Genomic DNA, 20,828 nt, shown 5'->3' on the forward strand with positions numbered 1-20,828 from the left:
TGAATTCATGACCGATGTACGTCATTGCCCTGCGGTATTGATTGCCGCGCCGGCATCCGGCCAGGGCAAGACCACCGTGACTGCGGCGCTGGCCCGTCTGCACCGTAATCAGGGGCGCAAGGTGCGGGTCTTCAAATGCGGTCCGGACTTTCTCGATCCGATGATTCTCGAGCGCGCCAGTGGCGCGCCGGTGTACCAGTTGGATATGTGGATGGTGGGTGAGCAGGAAAGCCGGCGCCTGCTCTGGGACGCCGCTGGCGAAGCCGACCTGATTCTGATTGAAGGGGTTATGGGGCTGTTTGATGGCACGCCTTCCAGTGCTGATCTGGCGCGGCATTTCGGCGTGCCGGTGTTGGGGGTGATTGATGGCACCGCCATGGCCCAGACGTTCGGCGCGCTGGCCCTGGGCCTGGCGCGCTATGAGCCGGACCTGCCATTTGCCGGAGTGCTGGCTAATCGGGTCGGCACTTTGCGGCATGCGCAGTTGCTTGAAGGCAGCCTGACCGAAGGGCTGCGCTGGTACGGCGCCTTGTCTCGCGAGACCGACATTGAGTTGCCCAGCCGCCACCTGGGCCTGGTGCAGGCTGGCGAACTGAACGATCTGGACCTGCGCCTGGACGCCGCCGCCCAGGCCCTGGCCAGCAGTTGCCAGGTGGCGCTGCCGCCCGCGGTGAGCTTTGCCGCGCCATCGCCGGTGGCGTGCGAGCCCCTGTTGCAAGGGGTGCGCATCGCCGTGGCACGGGATGAGGCGTTTGCCTTCACCTACGGTGCGAGCCTGGACCTGTTGCGGGCCATGGGCGCGCAGTTGAGCTTCTTCTCTCCGATCCACGATTCCGCGTTGCCCGAGGCGGACAGCCTGTACCTGCCCGGTGGCTACCCTGAGTTGCACCATGAGGCGCTGGCCGGCAACGCTTCGATGCTGGAGGCGATCCGCGCCCACCATCGTGCCGAGAAACCGCTGCTCGCTGAGTGTGGCGGCATGTTGTATTTGCTGAACGGTCTGACGGATGTCGAAGGTCGGCGCGCTGAACTGGTGGGATTGTTGCCGGGCGAGGCGGTGATGCAGAAACGTCTGGCGGCTCTGGCCCTGCAAGCGGTGCAATTGCCGGAAGGCGGCTTGCGCGGACATACCTATCACCACTCCCTGAGCAGCCTGGAACGTGAGCCGATTGCTCGCGGCGTGAGCCCCAACGGTGGTCGCGGTGCGGAAGCGGTGTATCGCGATGGGCGCCTGACTGCCTCGTATGTGCACTTTTACTTTCCATCCAATCCGGCGGCGGTGGCAGCGTTGTTCGCCCCCGAAGCCGTTGTCGGCCGGCCGGTTTCCGCCGAGGGGCTGTTGGGGTGAGTGAGCAAGGGTTTTCTGCGCAAGAGCGCGAGGCGGTTTATCGCGCCATCGCCCAGCGCCGCGACATGCGTCATTTTGCTGGTGGCCGTGTCGAGCCTGAGCTGCTGCGGCGGTTGCTGGAGGCGGCGCATCAAGCGCCCAGCGTGGGGCTGATGCAGCCTTGGCGCTTTATCCGGATCAGTGATCGTCAGTTGCGCGGGCAGATCCAGCAATTGGTGGAAGAGGAGCGGGTGCGCACCGCTCAAGCGCTGGGTGAGCGTTCGGATGAATTCATGAAGCTCAAGGTCGAAGGCATCAACGACTGCGCCGAGGTGCTGGTGGCGGCATTGATGGATGGGCGCGAGCGGTATGTATTCGGTCGCCGGACCTTGCCGGAAATGGACCTGGCCTCTTTGTCTTGCGCGATTCAGAACCTCTGGCTGGCGGCCCGTAGCGAAGGTTTGGGCATGGGCTGGGTGTCGTTGTTCGAACCGCAGGCATTGGCCGATTTGCTGGGCTTGCCGGCCGGCGCCAAACCCCTGGCGGTATTGTGCCTGGGGCCCGTCACCGAGTTTTACCCGGCGCCGATGCTGGCCCTGGAAGGCTGGGCGCAACCGCGGCCATTGAGTGAGTTGCTGTATGAGAATTACTGGGGAGTGAGTCAATGAGTGTGGCGTTGCTGAGTGTCGCCGGGGTCGCGCTGGATGCGCTGCTGGGCGAACCCAAGCGCTGGCATCCGCTGGTAGCGTTCGGCCGTCTGGCGGACCGCATCGAGCAACGCTTCAATGCCGCCGGCCGTGGCTGGCGCAGTCATGGTGTCACCGCCTGGGTCCTGGCGGTGTTGCCATTGACCCTGCTGGCCACGGCGTTGTCGTGGCTGCCTTACATCGGCTGGCTGGTGGAGATCCTGGCGCTGTATTGCGCTCTGGGGCTGCGCAGTCTTGGCGAGCATGTTGAGCCTGTGGCCCAGGCATTGCGCAGTGAGGATCTGGATGAAGCCCGGCGTCGGGTCGGGTTTTTGGTAAGCCGTCAGACTTGCGAGCTGGAGGCCACTGAAGTGGCCCGGGCGGCGACTGAGTCGGTGCTGGAAAACGGCAGCGACGCGGTGTTCGCCGCGTTGTTCTGGTTTGTCGTGGCGGGCGCGCCGGGGGTGGTGCTCTATCGTCTGAGCAACACGCTGGACGCGATGTGGGGCTATCGTAACGAGCGTTTCGAGCGCTTTGGTTGGGCGGCGGCGAAGATCGACGACCTGCTCAACTACGTGCCTGCACGGCTGGTGGCGCTGACTTATGCCTTGTTGGGCAAGACCCGTCTGGCGCTCAAATGCTGGTGGCGTCAGGGACCCACCTGGGACAGCCCGAACGCCGGTCCGGTGATGGCTGCCGGTGCGGGGGCCTTGGGCGTGGAACTGGGGGGCGCGGCGATTTACCACGGTGAGTTGCATCAGCGTCCGCAACTGGGCGAGGGGCAACCGGCCACTGCCGAGTCCATAGACCGTGGCTGGCAGTTGGTACAGCGTGGCGTGTGGTTATGGCTACTGATTCTTTGCCTGGGAGCTGAATTCTATGCTTGAGCATGGCGGGCGGTTGCGCAAGGCCGCGCAGGAATACGCAATTGCCGAAGAGGCCTGGCTGGACCTGTCCAGCGGTCTGGCTCCCTGGCCATTTCCGTTGCCGCCCATCCCTCTGCGCGCCTGGGCGCGTCTGCCGGAAACCGACGACGGTCTGGAGCAAGCGGCCTGTGCCTACTACGGCGCCAGTGAGGTGTTGCCGGTGGCCGGCTCTCAGGCGGCGATCCAACTGCTGCCGCGTCTGCGACGAGCGGGCAAGGTGGGTGTGTTGTCGCCTTGTTACGCCGAGCACGCCGAAGCCTGGCGCCGCAGTGGCTATCGGGTGCGGGAAGTGCTGGAACAGGAAGTGGATTTTTTTCTCGACAGCCTCGACGTGCTGGTGGTGGTCAACCCCAACAACCCCACCGGTTTGAGCCTGACGCCAGAACGCTTGCTGGAGTGGCATGGACGACTCGCCGAACGCGGCGGCTGGCTGGTGGTGGATGAAGCCTTCATGGACAACACGCCTCACCTGAGTCTGGCGCGTCACACTCATCAGGTAGGGCTGATCGTTCTGCGCTCGTTCGGCAAGTTTTTCGGCTTGGCCGGGGTGCGTCTGGGCTTTGTCCTGGCTGAACGGCGTCTGCTCAAACTATTGGCCGAACAGGTCGGACCCTGGGCCGTCAGCGGGCCGACCCGGGTGCTGGGGCAGGCGTGCCTGCGGGATGTCCAGGGGCATGTGCAACAACGTCAGCGCAGTGAGCTGGCCAGCCAGCGGTTGGTGGACGTTCTGGAGCGTCACGGCCTCAAGCCTCAAGGCGGCTGTGCGCTGTTTCAATGGCTGATCACGGCCGAAGCCGAGCGGCTTTATCAGTTCATGGCGCGCCACGGCATTCTCCTGCGGCTGTTCGTTCACAACAGCAGCCTGCGCTTTGGCCTGCCCGCCGATGAGCCTGACTGGGCGCGTCTGGAGCAGGCACTACTGGCCTATCGTAAGGACTACCCATGAGTACGCTGATGGTGCAAGGCACCACCTCGGATGCTGGCAAGAGCACGCTGGTGACGGCGCTGTGCCGCTGGCTGCGACGCCAGGGGGTCAGCGTGGTGCCGTTCAAACCGCAGAACATGGCGCTCAATAGCGCGGTGACCGCCGAGGGGGGGGAAATCGGTCGGGCCCAGGCGGTCCAGGCCCAGGCCGCCAACCTGGCGCCTCACACCGACATGAATCCGGTGTTGCTCAAGCCCAACAGCGATACCGGCGCCCAGGTGATCATCCACGGTCGTGCGATCACCACCATGAACGCCGTCGCCTATCACGACTACAAGGCCATTGCCATGCAAGCGGTATTGGCCTCCCACGAGCGACTGCAATGCGCTTATCGGGTGGTCATGGTGGAAGGCGCCGGTTCGCCGGCGGAAATCAACCTGCGGGCCGGCGACATTGCCAACATGGGCTTTGCCGAGGCGGTGGATTGCCCGGTGCTGCTGATCGCTGATATCAATCGTGGCGGGGTGTTCGCCCACCTGGTGGGCACCCTGGAATTGCTGTCGCCCAGTGAGCAGGCCCGTGTCAAAGGCTTCATCATCAACCGTTTTCGCGGGGACCTGGCGCTTTTGCAACCGGGTCTGGATTGGCTGGAGGCCCGTACCGGCAAGCCGGTGATTGGCGTGCTGCCTTATGTCATGGACCTGCACCTGGAGGCTGAAGACGGCATCGACCAGCGCCAGGCCGGTAAGGCCGAGCAGGTGCTGAAGGTGTGGTGCCGGTGCTGCCGCGCATTAGCAATCACACCGATTTCGACCCGTTGCGCCTGCATCCGCAGGTGGACTTGCAGTTCATCGGTCCCGGGCAGGCGATTCCTGCGGCGGACCTGATCATTCTTCCTGGCTCGAAAAGCGTGCGCGCTGATCTGGCGTATTTGCGCGCCAACGGCTGGGAGCACGCGATCGCCCGGCACTTGCGCTATGGCGGCAAGTTGCTGGGGATCTGCGGTGGACTGCAGATGCTCGGTGAGCAGTTGCACGATCCTCTGGGGCTGGAAGGCGCGGCGGGTTCAAGTCCTGGCCTGGGCTTGCTGGCCTTTGACACCGTGCTCGAAGAGCACAAGCAGCTACGGAATGTTCGTGGCCGTTTGGCCCTTGAAGATGCCGCTGTCAGTGGTTACGAGATTCATGCCGGAGTCACTCGCGGTCCGGCCCTGGAGCAGGCGGCGGTGCGGCTGGACGACGGGCGCAGCGATGGCGCCTGCAGCCTCGACGGACAGATCCTCGGCACCTACCTGCATGGTTTGTTCGAAACCTCGGCGGCCTGTAGCGCGCTGTTGCGCTGGGCCGGTCTGCAAGATGTGCAGGTGGTGGATTACCACGCCTTGCGTGAGCGCGACATCGAGCGTCTGGCGGACCTGGTGGAAGGTCATCTGGACACCGATGCGTTGCGTCAGCTGTGTGGCCTGTAGGTCCGCAGCCTTGGCCATTGTCCTCTTCAAAGGTGCCCAAACATGTTGCAACTGATCCTCGGCGGCGCGCGGTCCGGTAAGAGTCGCCTGGCGGAAAAGCTCGCCATCGACAGCGCTCTGGCAGTGACCTACATCGCCACCAGCCAGCCCTTGGATGGTGAGATGAATCAACGCATTGCCCATCATCGTGAGCGTCGTCCGGCGCAGTGGGGGCTGATCGAGGAGCCGCTGGAGTTGGCCCGGGTGCTGCAGCAGGCTGCCGACGTCGAGCGCTGCTTGCTGGTGGATTGCCTGACCTTGTGGCTGACTAACCTGCTGATGCTTGAGGACGATGAGCGCCTGGTCGCCGAGCGCGATGCCTTGCTGCAATGCGTGGCGACGCTGCCGGGGGAGATCATTTTTGTCAGCAACGAAACCGGAATGGGTGTCGTGCCGCTGGGCGAATTGACTCGCCGCTATGTGGATGAAGCCGGTTGGCTGCATCAAGCCTTGGCCGAGCGTTGTCAGCGTGTGGTGCTGACAGTGGCCGGCTTGCCCCTGATTTTGAAAGGAACTGCGTTATGAGTAACTCCTGGTGGCTGAACCCGTGCAAGGCGATCGATGCCCAAGCACTCGAGCAAGCGTTGGCGCGTCAGCAGCAATTGACCAAGCCGGCAGGCTCTCTCGGTCGGCTGGAGCCTTTGGCCGTGCGCCTGGCCGGTCTGCAAGGGCAGCTCAACCCCCGCCTTGAACAGCTGTGGATCACGATTTTCGCGGGCGATCATGGCGTGGTGGCTGAAGGGGTGTCCGCTTACCCGCAGGCCGTGACGGGGCAGATGCTGCTGAACTTTGTCAGCGGTGGTGCGGCGATCAGTGTGTTGGCCCGACAGTTGGACGCGCAACTGGAAGTGGTGGACCTGGGCACGGTGACCCCTGGGTTGAGTCTGCCGGGCGTGCGGCACTTGCACCTGGGCCTTGGTACGCACAACTTTGTTCAGGGGCCGGCAATGAGTCGGAATCAGGGCGAGCAGGCAATGCAGGCCGGCCGCGACAGCGTACGGCGAGCTCGGGCCAACGGCACTCAGCTGTTCATCGGCGGTGAAATGGGCATTGGCAACACCACCGCCGCCAGCGCCATTGCTTGCGCCTTGCTGGAGATGCCAGTGGCACAGTTGGCCGGGCCGGGCACCGGACTCAATGCCGAAGGGGTCAACCACAAGGCTCAGGTGATCGAGCGGGCCCTGGCCTTGCACGCCGGATCGCGAGGCGATGCCTTGCAGACCTTGTTCAGCCTGGGTGGTTTTGAAGTGGCGGCTCTGGTCGGGGCCTATCTGGCCTGCGCTCAAGAAGGTATCGCAGTGCTGGTGGATGGGTTCATCTGCAGCGTTGCGGCATTGGTGGCGGTGCGCTTGAATCCCGCTTGTCGTCCATGGCTGCTGTTCGCTCATCAAGGCGCCGAACCCGGGCATCGGCATGTATTGCGCGTTCTGGAGGCCGAACCATTGCTGGATCTGGGATTGCGCCTGGGCGAGGGCAGCGGCGCCGCATTGGCCGTGCCGTTGCTACGACTGGCCTGTGACCTGCATGGGCAGATGGCGACCTTCGCCGAGGCCGCCGTGGCGGATCGCCCTGCATGACCTTGCATCTGGATCTGTTGCGCCACGGTGAAACCGAACTAGGGGGTGGCCTGCGTGGCAGCCTGGACGATGCACTGACTGCGCACGGCTGGCAGCAGATGCGTGACGGGGTGCAGGGGCGCGGTCCCTGGGATCGACTGGTCAGCTCTCCGTTACAGCGCTGTGCTCGATTTGCCGAGACGCTGGCGTCGCAGATGCAGCTGCCGCTGACGTTGGAGCGGCATCTGCAAGAGCTGCATTTTGGGGCGTGGGAGGGGCAGAGCGTCGCGGCGCTGATGGAAACCGATGCCGAGGACTTGGGGCGCTTCTGGTCCGATCCCTATGGGTTTACACCGCCCCAGGGCGAGCCGGTAGAAGCCTTCTCGCAGCGGGTGTTGGGGGCGATCGACGGCTTGTACCAGGCCTATGCCGGGCAGCGGGTGCTGTTGGTCAGTCACGGCGGCGTCATGCGCCTGCTGTTGGCCCGGGCACGGGGGCTGCCACGGGAGCAATTGCTCAATGTCGACGTGGGGCATGGCGCGTTGTTCAGCCTGAAAGTCAGTGCCCAGGGCCAATTGAGCGAGGCGCCCTGAGATGTTGCCGTTCTGGATTGCCGTGCAGTTTCTCAGCAGTCTGCCGATTCGTTTGCCGAGCATGCCTGAACCGGAGCAACTGGGTCGCTCGCTGCTCTTTTACCCCTTGGTGGGGATGCTGTTCGGCGTGTTGTTGTGGGGGCTGAGCGCCGTGCTGGATGGCACGCCGTTGCTGTTGCACGCGGCGCTGTTGCTGACGGCTTGGGTCTTGCTCAGCGGCGGCCTGCACCTGGATGGCCTGGCGGACAGTGCCGATGCATGGCTGGGTGGCTTTGGCGATCGTGAGCGAACCCTGAGGATCATGAAGGATCCGCGCAGCGGTCCGATCGCCGTGGTGACCCTGGTGCTGGTGTTGTTGCTCAAGTTCGCCGCGCTGGTAGCGCTAATCGAACAGCAGCAAGGCGTTGCCTTGTTGCTGGCGCCTCTGATTGGGCGAGCCTCATTGCTGGGGTTGTTCCTCGGTACGCCATATGTGCGTGCAGGTGGCCTGGGGCAGGCCCTGGCCGATCATTTGCCAGCACTGGCGGGGCGGCAGGTACTGGGCTTGAGTGTCCTGGTCTGTTTGCTGCTGGGTGGTTACAGCGGACTTTGGGCCCTGCTGTTGGCGGTGATGCTGTTCTTCTGGTTGCGCCAGTTGATGATCCGGCGCTTGGGCGGCACTACCGGCGATACTGCGGGGGCTTTGCTGGAGTTGCTGGAAACGGCTGTACTGCTGGCGATGGTGGTGCTTTGAGCAAGGCCGGCAATGGTTGGTCGTTCTGAAATTTCTTGCCTTGGATTAGTAGCGGGTATATACACGCATCATGCTTCCCTCTCAATGTTTGTGCACCAACCTGCGTCGTGCCGCTCGTGGCGTCAGCAGGCATTATGACGGCGCCCTCGACGGCTTCGGGATCAACGTTGCCCAGTATTCACTGCTCAATAACCTGCTGCGCCTGGATCAGCCGAGCATCTCCAGCCTGGCGGAAGCCATGGGCCTGGATCGCAGCACGTTGGGGCGCAATGTACGGGTGCTGGAAGCCGCTGGACTGGTTCGGTTGCTCGAAGGCAGCGACCAGCGTAACCGCCTGGTGCAACTGACCGAGGCCGGGCATGAGCGGTTGGTCGCAGCCTTGCCGGCCTGGGAAGCGGCTCAGCAGCGGTTGATCAATCGTTTGGGGGCAGAGAAGCGCGAAACTTTGTTGGCCTTGCTGAACGAACTGGCCTGAGGCCGGCTCGTTTCTATATAAGCGGGTATATACCTGCAACTGGAGAATAAAAATGTCATCGATGTGGCGCACCAGCGGCTGGGTACTTCTCGGCAGCGCATTGATCCTCGCGCTGTCCCTGGGGATCAGGCACGGCTTTGGCTTGTTCTTGCCGCCGATGAGCGCGCAGTTCGGCTGGGGGCGTGAAGTCTTCGCCTTTGCCATTGCCCTGCAGAACCTGATCTGGGGGCTGGCCCAGCCCTTTACCGGGGCCTTGGCCGACCGCTTCGGGGCCGCCAAAGTGGTGCTCGTCGGAGGGGTGTTGTACGCCGTGGGGTTGGTATTCATGGGGCTTTCGGATTCGGCGCTGTCGCTGTCGTTGAGTGCCGGGTTGCTGATTGGCATCGGTTTGTCCGGGACGTCTTTCTCGGTGATTCTTGGCGTCGTCGGCCGGGCCTTGCCGCCAGAGAAGCGCAGCATGGGGATGGGGATCGCCAGTGCCGCCGGCTCCTTCGGTCAATTCGCCATGTTGCCCGGGACCCTGGGGCTGATCGGCTGGTTGGGCTGGTCGACGGCACTGCTGGTGCTGGGGCTGCTGGTCGCGCTGATCGTGCCGTTGGTGAGCATGCTCAAGGACAGGCCGTTGTCACGCCAGGGGCATGAACAGAGTCTGACGCAGGCGTTGGGGGAGGCCTGCTCGCACTCGGGGTTCTGGCTGTTGGCGTTCGGTTTTTTCGTCTGTGGTTTCCAGGTGGTGTTCATTGGCGTGCACCTGCCGGCCTATCTGGTGGATCAGCATCTGCCGGCGACGGTGGGCACCACGGTGCTGGCGCTGATCGGCCTGTTTAATATTTTCGGTACTTACACCGCAGGGTGGCTGGGCGGGCGAATGTCCAAGCCGCGCCTGCTCACCGGGCTGTACCTGTTGCGCGCAGTGGTGATCGGCTTGTTTCTCTGGTTGCCGGTGACGCAGACCAGCGCTTATTTGTTCGGCATGGCCATGGGCTTTCTCTGGCTGTCCACGGTGCCTTTGACTAACGGTACGGTGGCGACCTTGTTCGGCGTCAGAAACCTGTCCATGCTCGGCGGGATCGTGTTTTTGTTCCATCAACTGGGGGCTTTCCTTGGGGGATGGCTAGGAGGGGTGGTGTACGACCGTATTGGCAGCTACGACTTGATCTGGCAGGTAGCGATTCTCCTCAGCTTGTTGGCCGCGGCCCTCAACTGGCCGGTGCACGAGCGTCCTGTGGCGCGTTTACAGGCGAGTGCGACGTGAAGACAGTGTTGGCTTGGGTCGCCGGGTTGAGTCTGCTCAGCCTGCTGTTGATGCTGGCGTGGTGGGGCTGGCATCGCGGCGGATTGGCGTTGATGCAGTTGGGGCCTGGGGCTTGCTAGGCACCTGAGGGGGCGAGTAACGTCGACGCTTGACGACTATTCAAGGACATTGAGCATGGCTATGCGCTGGTGTGCTGTTCCCGCTTTACTTGCAACATTCGCAGGTGCTGCCTGGGCCGCCGATTGCCCCTCCTTGCTGCAGGGTTCATTGCCCAAGCTGCATGCCAAGGAGTCCATCGACCTATGCCAGCGCTTTGCCGGCAAGCCATTGGTGATCGTCAATACCGCAAGCTTTTGCGGGTTCGCACCTCAATTCAAAGGGCTTGAAGCCTTGTATCAGCGTTACAAGGATCAGGGGCTGGAGGTGGTAGGGGTACCGTCCAACGACTTCAAGCAGGAGTCCAAGGACGGTGCCGAGACCGCCAAGGTGTGTTACGTCAATTACGGCGTGACCTTCACCATGACCGAGCCGCAGAGCGTCCGAGGTGCGGACGCGGTGCCGCTGTTCAAGGCCCTGGCGCAGCAGAGCAGTGCGCCGAAGTGGAATTTCTACAAGTACATAGTGGATCGTCAGGGCAATGTGATTGCCAACTTCTCCAGCCTGACCAAGCCAGATAGCCCGGAATTCATCGAAGCGGTGGAGAAGGCGCTGGCGTCCAAATTCTGAGCTTTCCGGATTGGCGCATGAAAAAGCCCCGGCTCTTGAGAGGCGGGGCTTTTTTCTTTCAGCTCGAGAGACGCTGGTCTCTTAACGACTTAGAAGCGGTAGGTTGCACCTACGCCGAAACCGTTGGCGCTGTTGTCGTACTCGGCGTTGTAAGTCTGGCCGAGTGCGTTTTTACGGTTGACGTTGACTTTCTCTTCTTTGAGGTAGGAGTAGGCGACGTCGATGGTCAGGTCTTCGGTCGGGCTCCAGCCAGCACCCAGGCTGAAGATGGTCCGGTCGCCGGTAGGGATGCGTGGCGAGCGGTCGGTGTTATTGGTGGGCGACTGGTCAAAGGTCAGGCCGGTGCGTAGAACCCACTGCTTGTTCAGCTGGTAGGACGTGCCGATGGCGTAGGCCCAGGTGTCGTGCCAGTTCTGCTCTTCCTTGATCGTGCCCAAGTTCAGAGCAGGCGCCAGTACGCCGCCTGTGCTTGCGTTGACGCCTTCGTTGTTGACCGTGATGTCTTTCAGGCGGCTCCAGCGGGTCCAGGTAGTACCGGCATAGAGCTTCCAGGCATCGCTCAGATCCTGGGTGATCGAGAGATCGTAGGACTCTGGTGTTTCGATTTTCAAAGAGGCGTCATAGCGATTGCTTTTCAGCAGCGCTGGGTTTGTGCCGGCCCCCGCCGTGACTTCGGTGTGGCCTTCGAGCTTGTACTTCACTTTCGAGTGATACGTCAGGCCGACACGAGTGCTGTCGGTTGCCTGGACCAGCACGCCGATGTTGTAGCCATAACCAATGTCATTACCCTTGATCTGCACTCGGCCATCGTTAGGCGACGCAGGGGTGGTCAACGCCGATTCCAGCACGCCGGAGATACGGTTGATGGTCGGACCAAAGCCGATCGACACCTTATCGTTGAAGGCGTAGCTCACGGTCGGTTGGAAGGTGACGACTTTTACTTCGCTTTTGCTGCCGAAGTTACGTCCCTGGAAGTTGCTTTCGTAGTCGGTGATCAGGCCGAACGGGGCGTAGACGCCCAGGCCGAATGCCCATTGATCGTCGATGGGTTTGACATAGAAGCCCATGGGAACGGCAGTGAAGGGGACCATGTCACCTTTGTTGGTGCCTGTGCGGCTACCGCTGGTGTCCCGGAGGTCAGTGGAGGCATCGATGACTGCCATGCCGCCAGTCACTTGCTGACGCTTCAAGCGCGACATGCCGGCAGGGTTACCAAATACGGTACTTGCATCATCGGCAGCAGAAGAACGGCCTGCGAAACCGGTCCCCATCCCACTGATGCTTTGTTCGTTGAGGGCAAAGCCACTTGCGAAGATCTGGCTGGATGCCAAGGCAACGGCGAGACCGATGGTGGATTTGAGCATTAGTTTTTTCATTATTAGAACTCCTGGTGATCACCGAGGCGAAAACTACCAACATTTCGGTTTCGGCGCTATAGGCTGAAACAGTTGATTTAGAGTGTTTTTGTAGGACAATCCGACCAAAATCAGGTTTTTTCTCCGACTTTGTAGAAGGCGTTGTCAGCAGGCGACTTGGTTCAGCGATGCAATGCAGGTTTGCCAGGCGCGGGCGAAATCTCTCAAGCGTCCTTGTGGTTGAAAGGTTTTCCTCCAGATGCGCGCCATGCCGAGCAGATCATCGGCGGCGGGGAGTCGGGTGTGCTGTTCTTCCACCAGTAACCAGGCGATTGCCGTGGCGTAGCGCAGGTTGACGGTCAGTTCCAGGTTCGGTCCGCTGAGAAACGCATGCTGGCTGGCCAGTCCGCGAACCAGGCTGGCCCGTTCAGGGTCCAGTGCCAGGTAGTGGTCCCAGAGGGCTTGGTGCCGGGATTCGGTGATGCGGTACAGGCCGTGGCCGCGGCGATCATGCAAGGCTGAGCCGAGCGCTGATTGGCTGGCGGCAATGCCCAGTAATAAGGCTTCAGCGGTCTTGCTATGGCTGCCCAGGTAAATCAGAGTCGGGCGTATGACATAGCGACGTAACTCGCTGGCAGCGATTCCCATAAAGCCCTCGAATAAGCTCAGTGGCCGGCGAAACCTGAAGGCGCTTGGCAGCGATAGAAGGATCAGGTTTGCCGGAAGCGGTTAGCCCGCCTGAGTTGAAGTGTAGTGTCATATCTATGCTGTAAAAGGCTGTTTTTAAACTATTTCTATTCTCTTGTCATAGGCGTTATATCGATTAGTGCTTTGATCCAGGGGTTAAATGGCCAAATGACTGGCAACAAAAAGCCCCGCTATCAAGCGAGGCTTTTTGGGGAAGCTGTCCCGTCCTGAATAAGGTTGACACCTTCTGACCTTATTCAAGGAGAGGGTGATGAGCACTGAGATCAAGCGCACGCAGAGTGATTACACGCTGGCTTTTAAACTGGCCGTGGTGGATCAGGTCGAAAAAGGCGAGTTGAGTTATAAAGAGGCTCAACAGCGCTACGGTATCCAAGGTCGATCAACTGTTCTGGTCTGGTTGCGCAAGCATGGCCTCCAGGACTGGAGCCAAGGCGCTTCAATTCGCTCTTCGAGGACCATTTCCGTGAATGAGCCCGCCCTGCCGTTAACCCCGGAACAACGTATCAAGGAGCTGGAAGCGCAGCTCGCGCTGTCGAATCAGAAAGCCCAGTTCCTTGAGGCGGTAGTCAATGTTCTAAAGAACGATTACGGGATCAGCGTCGTAAAAAAGCGTCCCGGCAAGTCCTCACGCAAAAGCAAATCCAGGACCTGAGTATCAGTAGGGCTTGCCAGTTCATGGGGATTAGCCGACAGGCCTACTACAAGCGCAACCAAGCTCAGGACGCGCGCTTGACCCTCGACCAGAGAGTGATGGATTTCGTCCAATACAAGCGCTTGCACCAGCCCCGCTTGGGCACCCGCAAGCTGCACCATCTGCTGCATTGCCAGCCCCTGCTTGAACTTCAAGTAGGCCGTGATCGGCTGTTTGCAATCTTGCGCGAACATCGCCTGCTGGTGGCTCGCAAGCGTGCTTACCATAAGACTACCGACAGTCATCATCGCTTCCGGCGCCATCCAAACCTGCTTAAATCCGGCCCTGATCAAGTGGTGCCAAATGGTCCGGAGCAGGTCTGGGTGGCCGACATCACCTATCTACCCACTCGCGAAGGTGTGGCGTATCTGAGTCTTGTGACCGACGCTTACTCGCGCAAGATTGTGGGTTATCACGTCCATGAAAACTTACGGACCGAGTCGGTAATACGAGCGCTGCGCAGTGCCGTGAAGCAGCGTCAAACCGAATTACCGTTGGTGCATCACTCGGATCGGGGTAGCCAATACTGTTCTGCGCTTTATCAGGCGCTGCATGCCAAACACGGAATCCGTTGTTCGATGACGGACGGTTATGACTGCTACCAGAATGCTTTGGCGGAGCGGGTGAATGGGATCTTGAAGACAGAGTTTCTGTTTCATCGACCAGAGAACTTGGCGCATGCAAGGAAGATGGTGAGTGAGTCGGTATCAATTTATAACGCTGAGCGACCCCATCTAGCGCTCAAATACAAAACGCCCGATGCGGTGCATCGGGCGTTTTGAGTGAAACAAGTGTCAACCTATTTCAGGACTAGACAAGCAGTGGTCTGGCGTATCAGGCAACCAAGGCCTGACGAGTGCGCTCAATCACCGCCTGCAGCGGTTCAGCGCTGGAGTACTGATCGGGGTACAGGCGTTCGCTGTGGCGGGCGATGCCATGTTCGTTGACCAGGGTGAAGCTGAAGCAGCCTTTGCGAGTTGCCATGATCAGGCAGTTCAAGGGTGCAAAAGCGTGGGTGAGGGTGCGAATGGCATCCGAAGTCTGGATTTGAGTAGACATAATTATTAGGTGTTCCTACAAATGACACGGTTCAGAACCGTGCAACGTTAAAACGTCCCAGTAACGTCGACCACCATTGGTCGAACGAAGAACCCGACTGGAACAAAGCAGCCAGATGCAGCGCTGGAATAAGGTTGCGCTAGGGCTGGCAGGTAGGTACTTAGGAGGGCAGGCAGCACATCAAGGGCAAAGGTTCTGGGCCCGGGGTGCAGATCCTGATCAATTTGCAGGTTGGTTCGGTCAGAGTAAATAGCTCGGGCGCTGCCTTTGAAGGTCTATCAAGGGCGGTGTCGGCGTGAGCTTTACCTGTAAACCAGCGAGGCGGTCGGTCCTGGATGTTCGACGTCGTTCTCACTTGGAGTGCGTTGTCGCGGGACTTGTTCGACCAGAATTGACTTTCAGCTTGGTACTAACGCCGCGGATTCTATTGGGTTGAGCGGGAGAATGCAAGCGCGCTAGGAAAACTATTGGTGCGGGAGCGTTTTTCGTGCGCTGCGTGTGTAACCCCTTGATGCGTGCGGGTACCAAAATAGAGCAGCCTTGGCGTTAGTTTCCGTCCGGTTGTGCACACGGGGTGGCCCGCCTGTCACCCCCTTGTCACCTTTGCACAAACCCGCCTCATAGCCTGTCTCGAGAATTTAAGTCAATGATAAACATCACCTTTTTTTACTGGTGAAAAAAGCGTCAGTTTGACTGTAAGGCCCGTCCAGTGGGGCTTTGGGGGGATTGTGGAGGGGTTGTCCACTGAGTTATCCACAGCTTCTGTGGATTGTCCCAAGCGCTTGCTCTAGAACGGGCTTGCTGGCTCATTTGGACTTTACCCGGGCGAAAAAAGGAGTAGAGTGGCGCGCCTTCCGATCTGCCCCACAGTGCTTTATGAAGTTTCGTTCAGTATCACCTTCCATTACCGCCACCCCTGCCAGTGTTACCGAGTCCAAGCGCTTCACTCTGCGCGTTGCCCTGTGGCTGTTGGACAATCCGCGGCTGGGGCGCAACCCCAACGTTAAGCATTTGGCTGGGCGCCTGCTCAAGCAGCCGGCCCGGGAAGGTGTCGTCGCGGCGCAAAGTCGCCTTGGTCAGTTGATGTGCCGTGAATGCGGCAACGCCCGGGACCGTCGCATCGGCCATGATCTGTTGCGTCAAGCCGCTCGTGCGGGTGATCGTCGCGCTCAATTGGAACTGGGCCGCATCGAAGACTGAGCTGTGCAACATCTGGTGGCTTGGTTAACCTTCATTTCTTATTCCAACGGCGGGAGTCGCTATGGCTATGGACTTGACCAGCATGCTGCTAGGTCTGGCGGGAGCGGCGCTGCCGTTACTGGCATTGGCCTGGCAACTGCAGCGTCGTGCGAGTTCCAGCCAGACTGAGCGGTCGTTATTGGAGGAGCGCCTGGCCACTTCTCAATTGGCTCAGGAGGGATTGATCGCGCAGTTGGACGCCAGTCGCGATGAGATCAGTGACCTGAGTCAGGCCAATGCGCTCAAGCAAGCGGATTTGGCGGCACTGCGGCGCGAGGTCGAACTGTTGCAGGTCGAGCGGGATAATGCCCGCGATGCCGCTCATGCCTGGAGCCTTGAGCGCACAGCCAAGGAAAACGAATTGCGCCGTTTGGATGCTCAGGCGGCGTCATTGAATGCCGAACTCCGCGAGCAACAGGAAAGCCATCAACAACGTCTCAGCGACCTGCAGGGCTCGCGCGATGAGTTGCGTGCCCAGTTCGCCGAGCTGGCCGGCAAGATCTTCGATGAGCGCGAGCAGCGTTTTGCCGAGACCAGTCAGCAGCGTCTTGGGCAATTGTTGGATCCGCTCAAGGAACGCATTCAGTCTTTTGAGAAGCGCGTCGAGGACAGTTATCAGGCCGAAGCCCGCGAACGTTTCTCCCTGGCCAAAGAGCTGGAGCGCCTACAGCAATTGAACCTGCGCTTGAGTGATGAGGCCACCAACCTGACTCGTGCGCTCAAGGGGCAGAAGACCCAGGGCAATTGGGGGGAATTGATTCTTGAGCGAGTGCTGGAGCATGCGGGTCTTGAGAAGGGGCGCGAGTACCAGACCCAAGTCAGTCTCAAGGGGCCAGATGGTGAGCGTTTCCAGCCCGATGTGCTGATCATGTTGCCCGGTGACAAGCAGGTGGTGGTGGATTCCAAGGTCAGCCTTACGGCTTACCAGCAATATGTCGGCAGTGACGACCCGCAGATCGCCCAAGCCGCTTTGAAGCAGCATGTGCTGTCGCTGCGTAATCACGTCAAAGGCTTGGCCGGCAAGGACTACAAGCGCCTTGATGGTTTGCACAGCCTCGATTTCGTTCTGCTGTTCGTGCCTATCGAAGCGGCCTTCTCCGCAGCCTTGCAGGCCGAGCCCAACCTGTTTCAGGAAGCGTTTGACCGGCATATCGTGATTGTCAGCCCGACGACCTTGCTCGCGACGTTGCGGGTGATCGATAGCCTGTGGAAGCAAGAGCGCCAAAGCCAGAACGCCCGGGAGATCGCTGAGCGTGCGGGCTGGCTCTACGACAAGTTCGTGCTCTTTATCCAGGATTTGGATGAGGTCGGTAACCGCTTGCAGCAGTTGGATAAGGCTTACGCTGCCGCGCGCAATAAACTGACCGAGGGCCGCGGCAATCTGGTCAGCCGCAGCGAACAACTCAAGCTGCTTGGCGCCCGAGCCAGCAAGAGCCTGCCGGCAGACTTGCTGGAGCGGGCCATGACTGATGCGGACGGGCACGAGCTGGGGCTGCCCGAGTAGTGGGCCGTCAGCCCAAGGGCAGATGCCGGCTGAGCAGGGCGCGCAGGGCCGCGGGTTTCACCGGTTTGGCCAGATAATCCAGGCCAGCGGCATGCACTAGGGCGACCATTTCCGGACGGCCATCAGCGCTGATCACCACCCCAGGCACCGGTTCACCTAACTGGGTGCGCAGCCAGGCCATAACCTCGGTGCCAGTTTCGCCGTCGTCCAGGTGGTAGTCCACCAACGCCAATTGTGGACGGATTCCCTCTCTGAGCAGTGCAGCGCATTCCTCGCGGTTGCGCGCAGTCCAGACCTGACAGCCCCAGCGGGTAAGCAGGCTGTTCATGCCGATCAAAATACTGTCTTCGTTGTCCACGCAGAGTACCTGTCCACCCTTGAGGGATTGTCCGTTGAGCTCGGCAACCTTGCCTTGCGCAACGGTACTGCTGCGGGCCAGCGGCACCTTGACGCTGAATACACTGCCTCTGCCGGGCCAAGAGCGCACTTGCAACGGGTGACCGAGCACGCGGCACAGGCCGTCGGCAATCGCCAGGCCTAGCCCCAGCCCTTTTTCGGCTCGGGTTTGATGGCTGTCCAAGCGCTTGAACTCTTCGAAGATCACTTGCTGTTTATCCGGGGGAATGCCGGGCCCCTGGTCCCAGACTTCCAGGCTCAAATCATCGCCTTGGCGACGCACCCCAAGTAGTACCGGCCCCTTGGCGTAGCGGAAGGCGTTGGTCAGGAAGTTCTGCAGGATCCGCCGCAGCAACTTGCTGTCGCTGTCGATGCGCAGGTGGCTGCCGCGCACCCGGAACTGCAGGCCTTGCTCCTGGGCCAGGGCCTTGAACTCGGCGCCCAGGGTGTCGAACAGCTCGTTGAGGACGAAAGGTTTGCGGTCGGGGCTGATCTTGCCGTTTTCCAGGCGCGAGATGTCCAGCAGGTCGCTGATCAGGTCTTCCGCCGAGCGCAGAGAACTGTCCAGGTGGTGCACCAGCTGCTGGGCTTCGGCGGACAACCCGTCGTCCTGGTGGGAGAGGGCGGCGGAAAACAGCCGCGCGGCGTTCAAAGGCTGCATCAGGTCGTGGCTGACGGCAGCCAGAAAGCGCGTCTTGGACTGGTTGGCCGCTTCGGCTGTGCCCTTGGCTTCGGTCAACGCCGCGTTGAGCTGCGACAGTTCGTGGGTCCGTTCCTCGACTCGTCGTTCCAGGCCTTCGTTGGCTTCGGTGAGGGCCTGCTCGGCTTCGCGGAACGGGGTGATGTCGGTGAAGCTCATGACGAAGCCGCCGCCAGGCATCGGGTTGCCGATCAGCTCGATGACTCGGCCATTGGGAAACAGCCGTTCGGAGGTGTGGGCGCGGCCCTGGCGCATCCAGTGCAGGCGTCGGGCGACATGGACTTCTGCCTCGCCGGGGCCGCATAGGCCGCGTTCGGCGTTGTGGCGGATGATGTCGGCAATCGGCCGGCCGACGCTGATCAGGCCTTCGGGGTAATTGAACAGTTCCAGGTAGCGGCGGTTCCAGGCCACCAATTTCAGTGACTGGTCCACCACGCTGATGCCTTGTGTGATGTTTTCAATCGCCCCCTGTAACAAGGCACGGTTGAATTGCAGTACCTCGGAGGCTTCGTCGGCGATGCGTACCACGTCTTCGAGCTGCATTTCCCGGCCTTCGATGGCCGCCTTGACCACGGCGCGGGTCGAGGAGGCACCGAGCACACCGGCCAACAAGCGCTCGGTGTGGGCGATCCATTCACCGTCGGCGTTCTGATTCGGGTTGAAGCCTTTGCCCTGGCGGTAGGCAAAACGGATGAAACTCTGGCGGGCACGTTCTTCACCGACAAAGCGTGCCGCCAACTTCAGCAGGTCATCAATCTGCACCGCCAGCATCGAGCGCGAGCTAGGGCGGCCGCTGATTTCCTGACCGATAAAGCGTCCGGCCTGCCAATGTTCGGATACCCGGGTGCGGGATAGAACCGAGACCCAGGCAAATAAGGTGAAGTTACCGGCCAGGGACAGCACCACGCCTTGGGTCAGCGGACTGATGGGCAGCCCCAGTGGGTTGCCGTGTAGCCAAGCCAGCCCCGGGAAGCTGCTTAGCGACCAGCCCATGCTATGGGCTGCGATGGGCAGCACCAGGGTGTAGAACCAGATGAAGGTGCCGGCCGCCAGACCGGCGAATACACCGCGGCGGTTGGCCTGCTTCCAGTACAGCGCGCCGAGCATCGCGGGCGCCAGTTGGGTCACGGCAGCAAAGGCGATCTGGCCAATGGTCGCCAGGCTGGCGGTGGAGCCCAGCAGGCGATAACTGACATAGGCCAGCAGCAGAATGGCCACGATGCTGACCCGGCGCACCGAGAGCATCCAGTGGCGGAACACTTCGAAGGGGCGTTCAGCGTTTTTATGCCGCAATAGCCAGGGCAGCAGCATGTCGTTGGACACCATGGTCGATAGCGCCACGCTGGCGACGATCACCATGCCGGTGGCGGCCGACGCTCCACCGATAAACGCCAGCAGCGCCAAGGCCGGGTGGGCCTGGGCCAAGGGCAGGCTGATGACGAAGGAGTCTGGCAGCACACTGCTGGGCAGCAGCATCTGCCCGGCCAGGGCAATCGGCACCACAAACAGGGCGGCCAATGCCAGGTAGGCCGGAAAAACCCACTTGGCCAGGCGCAGGTCCTGAGGCTCGATGTTCTCTACGACCGTGACGTGAAATTGCCGTGGCAGGCAGATGATTGCCATCATCGCCACCCCGGTCTGCACCACCATCGACGGCCAGTTGATGGTTTCCTTCCAGTATTCTTCCAGGCGCGGCGCCAGCATGGCCTGGTTGAACAAGTCGTCGAAGCCGTCATACAGGCCAAAGGTCACAAAAGCGCCGACGGCCAGAAAGGCGAACAGCTTGACCAGGGACTCGAAGGCGATCGCCAGCACCATGCCTCGGTGGTGCTCGGTGGCGTCGAGGTTGCGGGTGCCGAAGACGATGGTGAACAAGGCCAGGATTAGCGACACGATCAGTGCCGTGTCCTGGGCGCGGGTGCCCATGGCGTCGGCTCCGGCGCCGATCAGCAGATTGACGCCGAGCACGATGCCTTTGAGCTGCAGGGCGATGTAGGGCAGCACCCCGACCAGGCAGATCAAGGCCACCACCACCGCCAGGGACTGGGATTTACCATAGCGGGCGGCAATGAAGTCGGCGATGGAGGTGATGTTCTCCTGCTTGCTGATCATCACCATTTTCTGCAGCACCCAGGGTGCGAACACCAGCAGCAAAATAGGGCCCAGGTAGATCGGTAGAAAGGCCCAAAGTTGCTCGGTGGCCTGGCCCACCGCGCCAAAGAAGGTCCAGCTGGTGCAATAGACGGCCAGCGACAGGCTGTATACCCAAGCCCGCACTCGCGGCGGAAGGGGCGCGCTGCGACGGTCGCCGTAGAAGGCGATGGCGAACATGATGGCCATATAGGCCAGGGCAACGGCGGCAATCAGCCCGCTGGACAACGACATGGGAACTCCGAAGCAAAGACACCGGGCACCTCAGCCCGGCCAGACAGTCTGGCACGATGTTCAGTTGGCGTCAGTGTCGACC

Annotated in this window: 19 protein-coding genes and 1 pseudogene; 16 read left to right on the top strand and 4 right to left on the bottom strand. The window is 61.1% G+C overall.

The window, feature by feature from the left end; translation table 11 throughout:
* The first annotated feature begins 7 nt into the window (after positions 1–7).
* The 13 genes and pseudogenes from PLD_RS08615 to PLD_RS08670 all read left to right on the top strand — a co-directional run bounded on the left by PLD_RS08615 (position 8) and on the right by PLD_RS08670 (position 10,709).
* Positions 8–1,348, top strand: a complete 1,341-nt coding sequence (locus tag PLD_RS08615; RefSeq protein ID WP_159891720.1) for a cobyrinate a,c-diamide synthase — start codon at positions 8–10, stop codon at positions 1,346–1,348.
* Positions 1,345–1,995: a 5,6-dimethylbenzimidazole synthase gene (gene bluB, locus PLD_RS08620; RefSeq protein ID WP_159891722.1), complete on the top strand. Its 651-nt coding sequence runs from the start codon at positions 1,345–1,347 to the stop codon at positions 1,993–1,995. The genes PLD_RS08615 and bluB overlap by 4 nt, the downstream gene beginning before the upstream one ends.
* Positions 1,992–2,900, top strand: coding sequence for an adenosylcobinamide-phosphate synthase CbiB (gene cbiB / locus PLD_RS08625; RefSeq protein ID WP_159891724.1), 909 nt, complete (start codon positions 1,992–1,994; stop codon positions 2,898–2,900). The genes bluB and cbiB overlap by 4 nt, the downstream gene beginning before the upstream one ends.
* Complete coding sequence (gene cobD / locus PLD_RS08630; RefSeq protein ID WP_159891726.1) at positions 2,893–3,885, top strand: threonine-phosphate decarboxylase CobD; 993 nt, start codon at positions 2,893–2,895, stop codon at positions 3,883–3,885. Before cbiB ends, cobD begins: the two co-directional genes overlap by 8 nt.
* A pseudogene (locus PLD_RS08635) lies at positions 3,882–5,332 on the top strand (cobyric acid synthase). Before cobD ends, PLD_RS08635 begins: the two are co-directional and overlap by 4 nt.
* Positions 5,333–5,374: 42 nt before the next feature.
* Positions 5,375–5,896: a bifunctional adenosylcobinamide kinase/adenosylcobinamide-phosphate guanylyltransferase gene (gene cobU, locus PLD_RS08640; RefSeq protein WP_159891728.1), complete on the top strand. Its 522-nt coding sequence runs from the start codon at positions 5,375–5,377 to the stop codon at positions 5,894–5,896.
* Complete coding sequence (cobT, locus tag PLD_RS08645) at positions 5,893–6,948, top strand: nicotinate-nucleotide--dimethylbenzimidazole phosphoribosyltransferase (RefSeq protein WP_159891730.1); 1,056 nt, start codon at positions 5,893–5,895, stop codon at positions 6,946–6,948. The genes cobU and cobT overlap by 4 nt, the downstream gene beginning before the upstream one ends.
* Positions 6,945–7,520 carry an alpha-ribazole phosphatase family protein gene (gene cobC, locus PLD_RS08650; protein WP_159891732.1) on the top strand — a complete coding sequence of 192 codons (576 nt, stop codon included), beginning with the start codon at positions 6,945–6,947 and terminating at the stop codon, positions 7,518–7,520. The genes cobT and cobC overlap by 4 nt, the downstream gene beginning before the upstream one ends.
* Position 7,521: 1 nt before the next feature.
* Positions 7,522–8,253, top strand: coding sequence for an adenosylcobinamide-GDP ribazoletransferase (locus tag PLD_RS08655; RefSeq protein ID WP_159891734.1), 732 nt, complete (start codon positions 7,522–7,524; stop codon positions 8,251–8,253).
* 70 nt (positions 8,254–8,323) lie between these two features.
* Positions 8,324–8,728 carry a MarR family winged helix-turn-helix transcriptional regulator gene (locus PLD_RS08660; RefSeq protein ID WP_159891736.1) on the top strand — a complete coding sequence of 135 codons (405 nt, stop codon included), beginning with the start codon at positions 8,324–8,326 and terminating at the stop codon, positions 8,726–8,728.
* A gap of 52 nt (positions 8,729–8,780) precedes the next feature.
* Positions 8,781–9,983 carry an MFS transporter gene (locus PLD_RS08665; RefSeq protein ID WP_159891738.1) on the top strand — a complete coding sequence of 401 codons (1,203 nt, stop codon included), beginning with the start codon at positions 8,781–8,783 and terminating at the stop codon, positions 9,981–9,983.
* Positions 9,980–10,102 carry a hypothetical protein gene (locus tag PLD_RS30640; RefSeq protein WP_256674577.1) on the top strand — a complete coding sequence of 41 codons (123 nt, stop codon included), beginning with the start codon at positions 9,980–9,982 and terminating at the stop codon, positions 10,100–10,102. The genes PLD_RS08665 and PLD_RS30640 overlap by 4 nt, the downstream gene beginning before the upstream one ends.
* Before the next feature lie 55 nt (positions 10,103–10,157).
* The gene (locus PLD_RS08670) at positions 10,158–10,709 is read left to right on the top strand and encodes a glutathione peroxidase (RefSeq protein ID WP_159891740.1); all 552 of its coding nucleotides are present in this window, start codon (positions 10,158–10,160) and stop codon (positions 10,707–10,709) included.
* An 89-nt stretch (positions 10,710–10,798) separates the two neighbouring features.
* On the opposite strand, the gene PLD_RS08675 is transcribed toward PLD_RS08670, so the two are convergent.
* Positions 10,799–12,085, bottom strand: coding sequence for an OmpP1/FadL family transporter (locus PLD_RS08675; RefSeq protein WP_159891742.1), 1,287 nt, complete (start codon positions 12,083–12,085; stop codon positions 10,799–10,801).
* A gap of 144 nt (positions 12,086–12,229) precedes the next feature.
* A complete protein-coding gene (locus tag PLD_RS08680; RefSeq protein WP_159891744.1) occupies positions 12,230–12,712 on the bottom strand; it encodes a hypothetical protein in 483 nt (160 codons plus the stop codon).
* Between the two features lie 310 nt (positions 12,713–13,022).
* On the opposite strand from PLD_RS08680, the gene PLD_RS08685 reads away from it, so the two are divergent.
* Positions 13,023–14,245 (top strand): IS3 family transposase gene (locus tag PLD_RS08685; protein ID WP_159889365.1). Its coding sequence is split into 2 segments (ribosomal slippage): positions 13,023–13,386 and positions 13,386–14,245, totalling 1,224 coding nucleotides; the frame shifts between segments, so codons are not numbered across the junction.
* Positions 14,246–14,297: 52 nt separating this feature from the next.
* On the opposite strand, the gene PLD_RS08690 is transcribed toward PLD_RS08685, so the two are convergent.
* Complete coding sequence (locus PLD_RS08690; protein WP_159891746.1) at positions 14,298–14,522, bottom strand: hypothetical protein; 225 nt, start codon at positions 14,520–14,522, stop codon at positions 14,298–14,300.
* Between the two features lie 876 nt (positions 14,523–15,398).
* Here PLD_RS08690 and PLD_RS08695 point away from each other — a divergent pair.
* The gene (locus PLD_RS08695) at positions 15,399–15,722 is read left to right on the top strand and encodes a sel1 repeat family protein (RefSeq protein WP_159891748.1); all 324 of its coding nucleotides are present in this window, start codon (positions 15,399–15,401) and stop codon (positions 15,720–15,722) included.
* 61 nt (positions 15,723–15,783) lie between these two features.
* Positions 15,784–17,265, top strand: a complete 1,482-nt coding sequence (rmuC, locus tag PLD_RS08700) for a DNA recombination protein RmuC (protein WP_159891750.1) — start codon at positions 15,784–15,786, stop codon at positions 17,263–17,265.
* A 7-nt stretch (positions 17,266–17,272) separates the two neighbouring features.
* Here the strand turns inward: rmuC and PLD_RS08705 are convergent, their stop codons facing one another.
* A complete protein-coding gene (locus PLD_RS08705; protein WP_159891752.1) occupies positions 17,273–20,746 on the bottom strand; it encodes a PAS domain-containing hybrid sensor histidine kinase/response regulator in 3,474 nt (1,157 codons plus the stop codon).
* Between the last annotated feature and the right edge of the window lie 82 nt (positions 20,747–20,828).

Source organism: Pseudomonas sp. LD120, from assembly GCF_009861525.1.
GTDB lineage: Bacteria > Pseudomonadota > Gammaproteobacteria > Pseudomonadales > Pseudomonadaceae > Aquipseudomonas.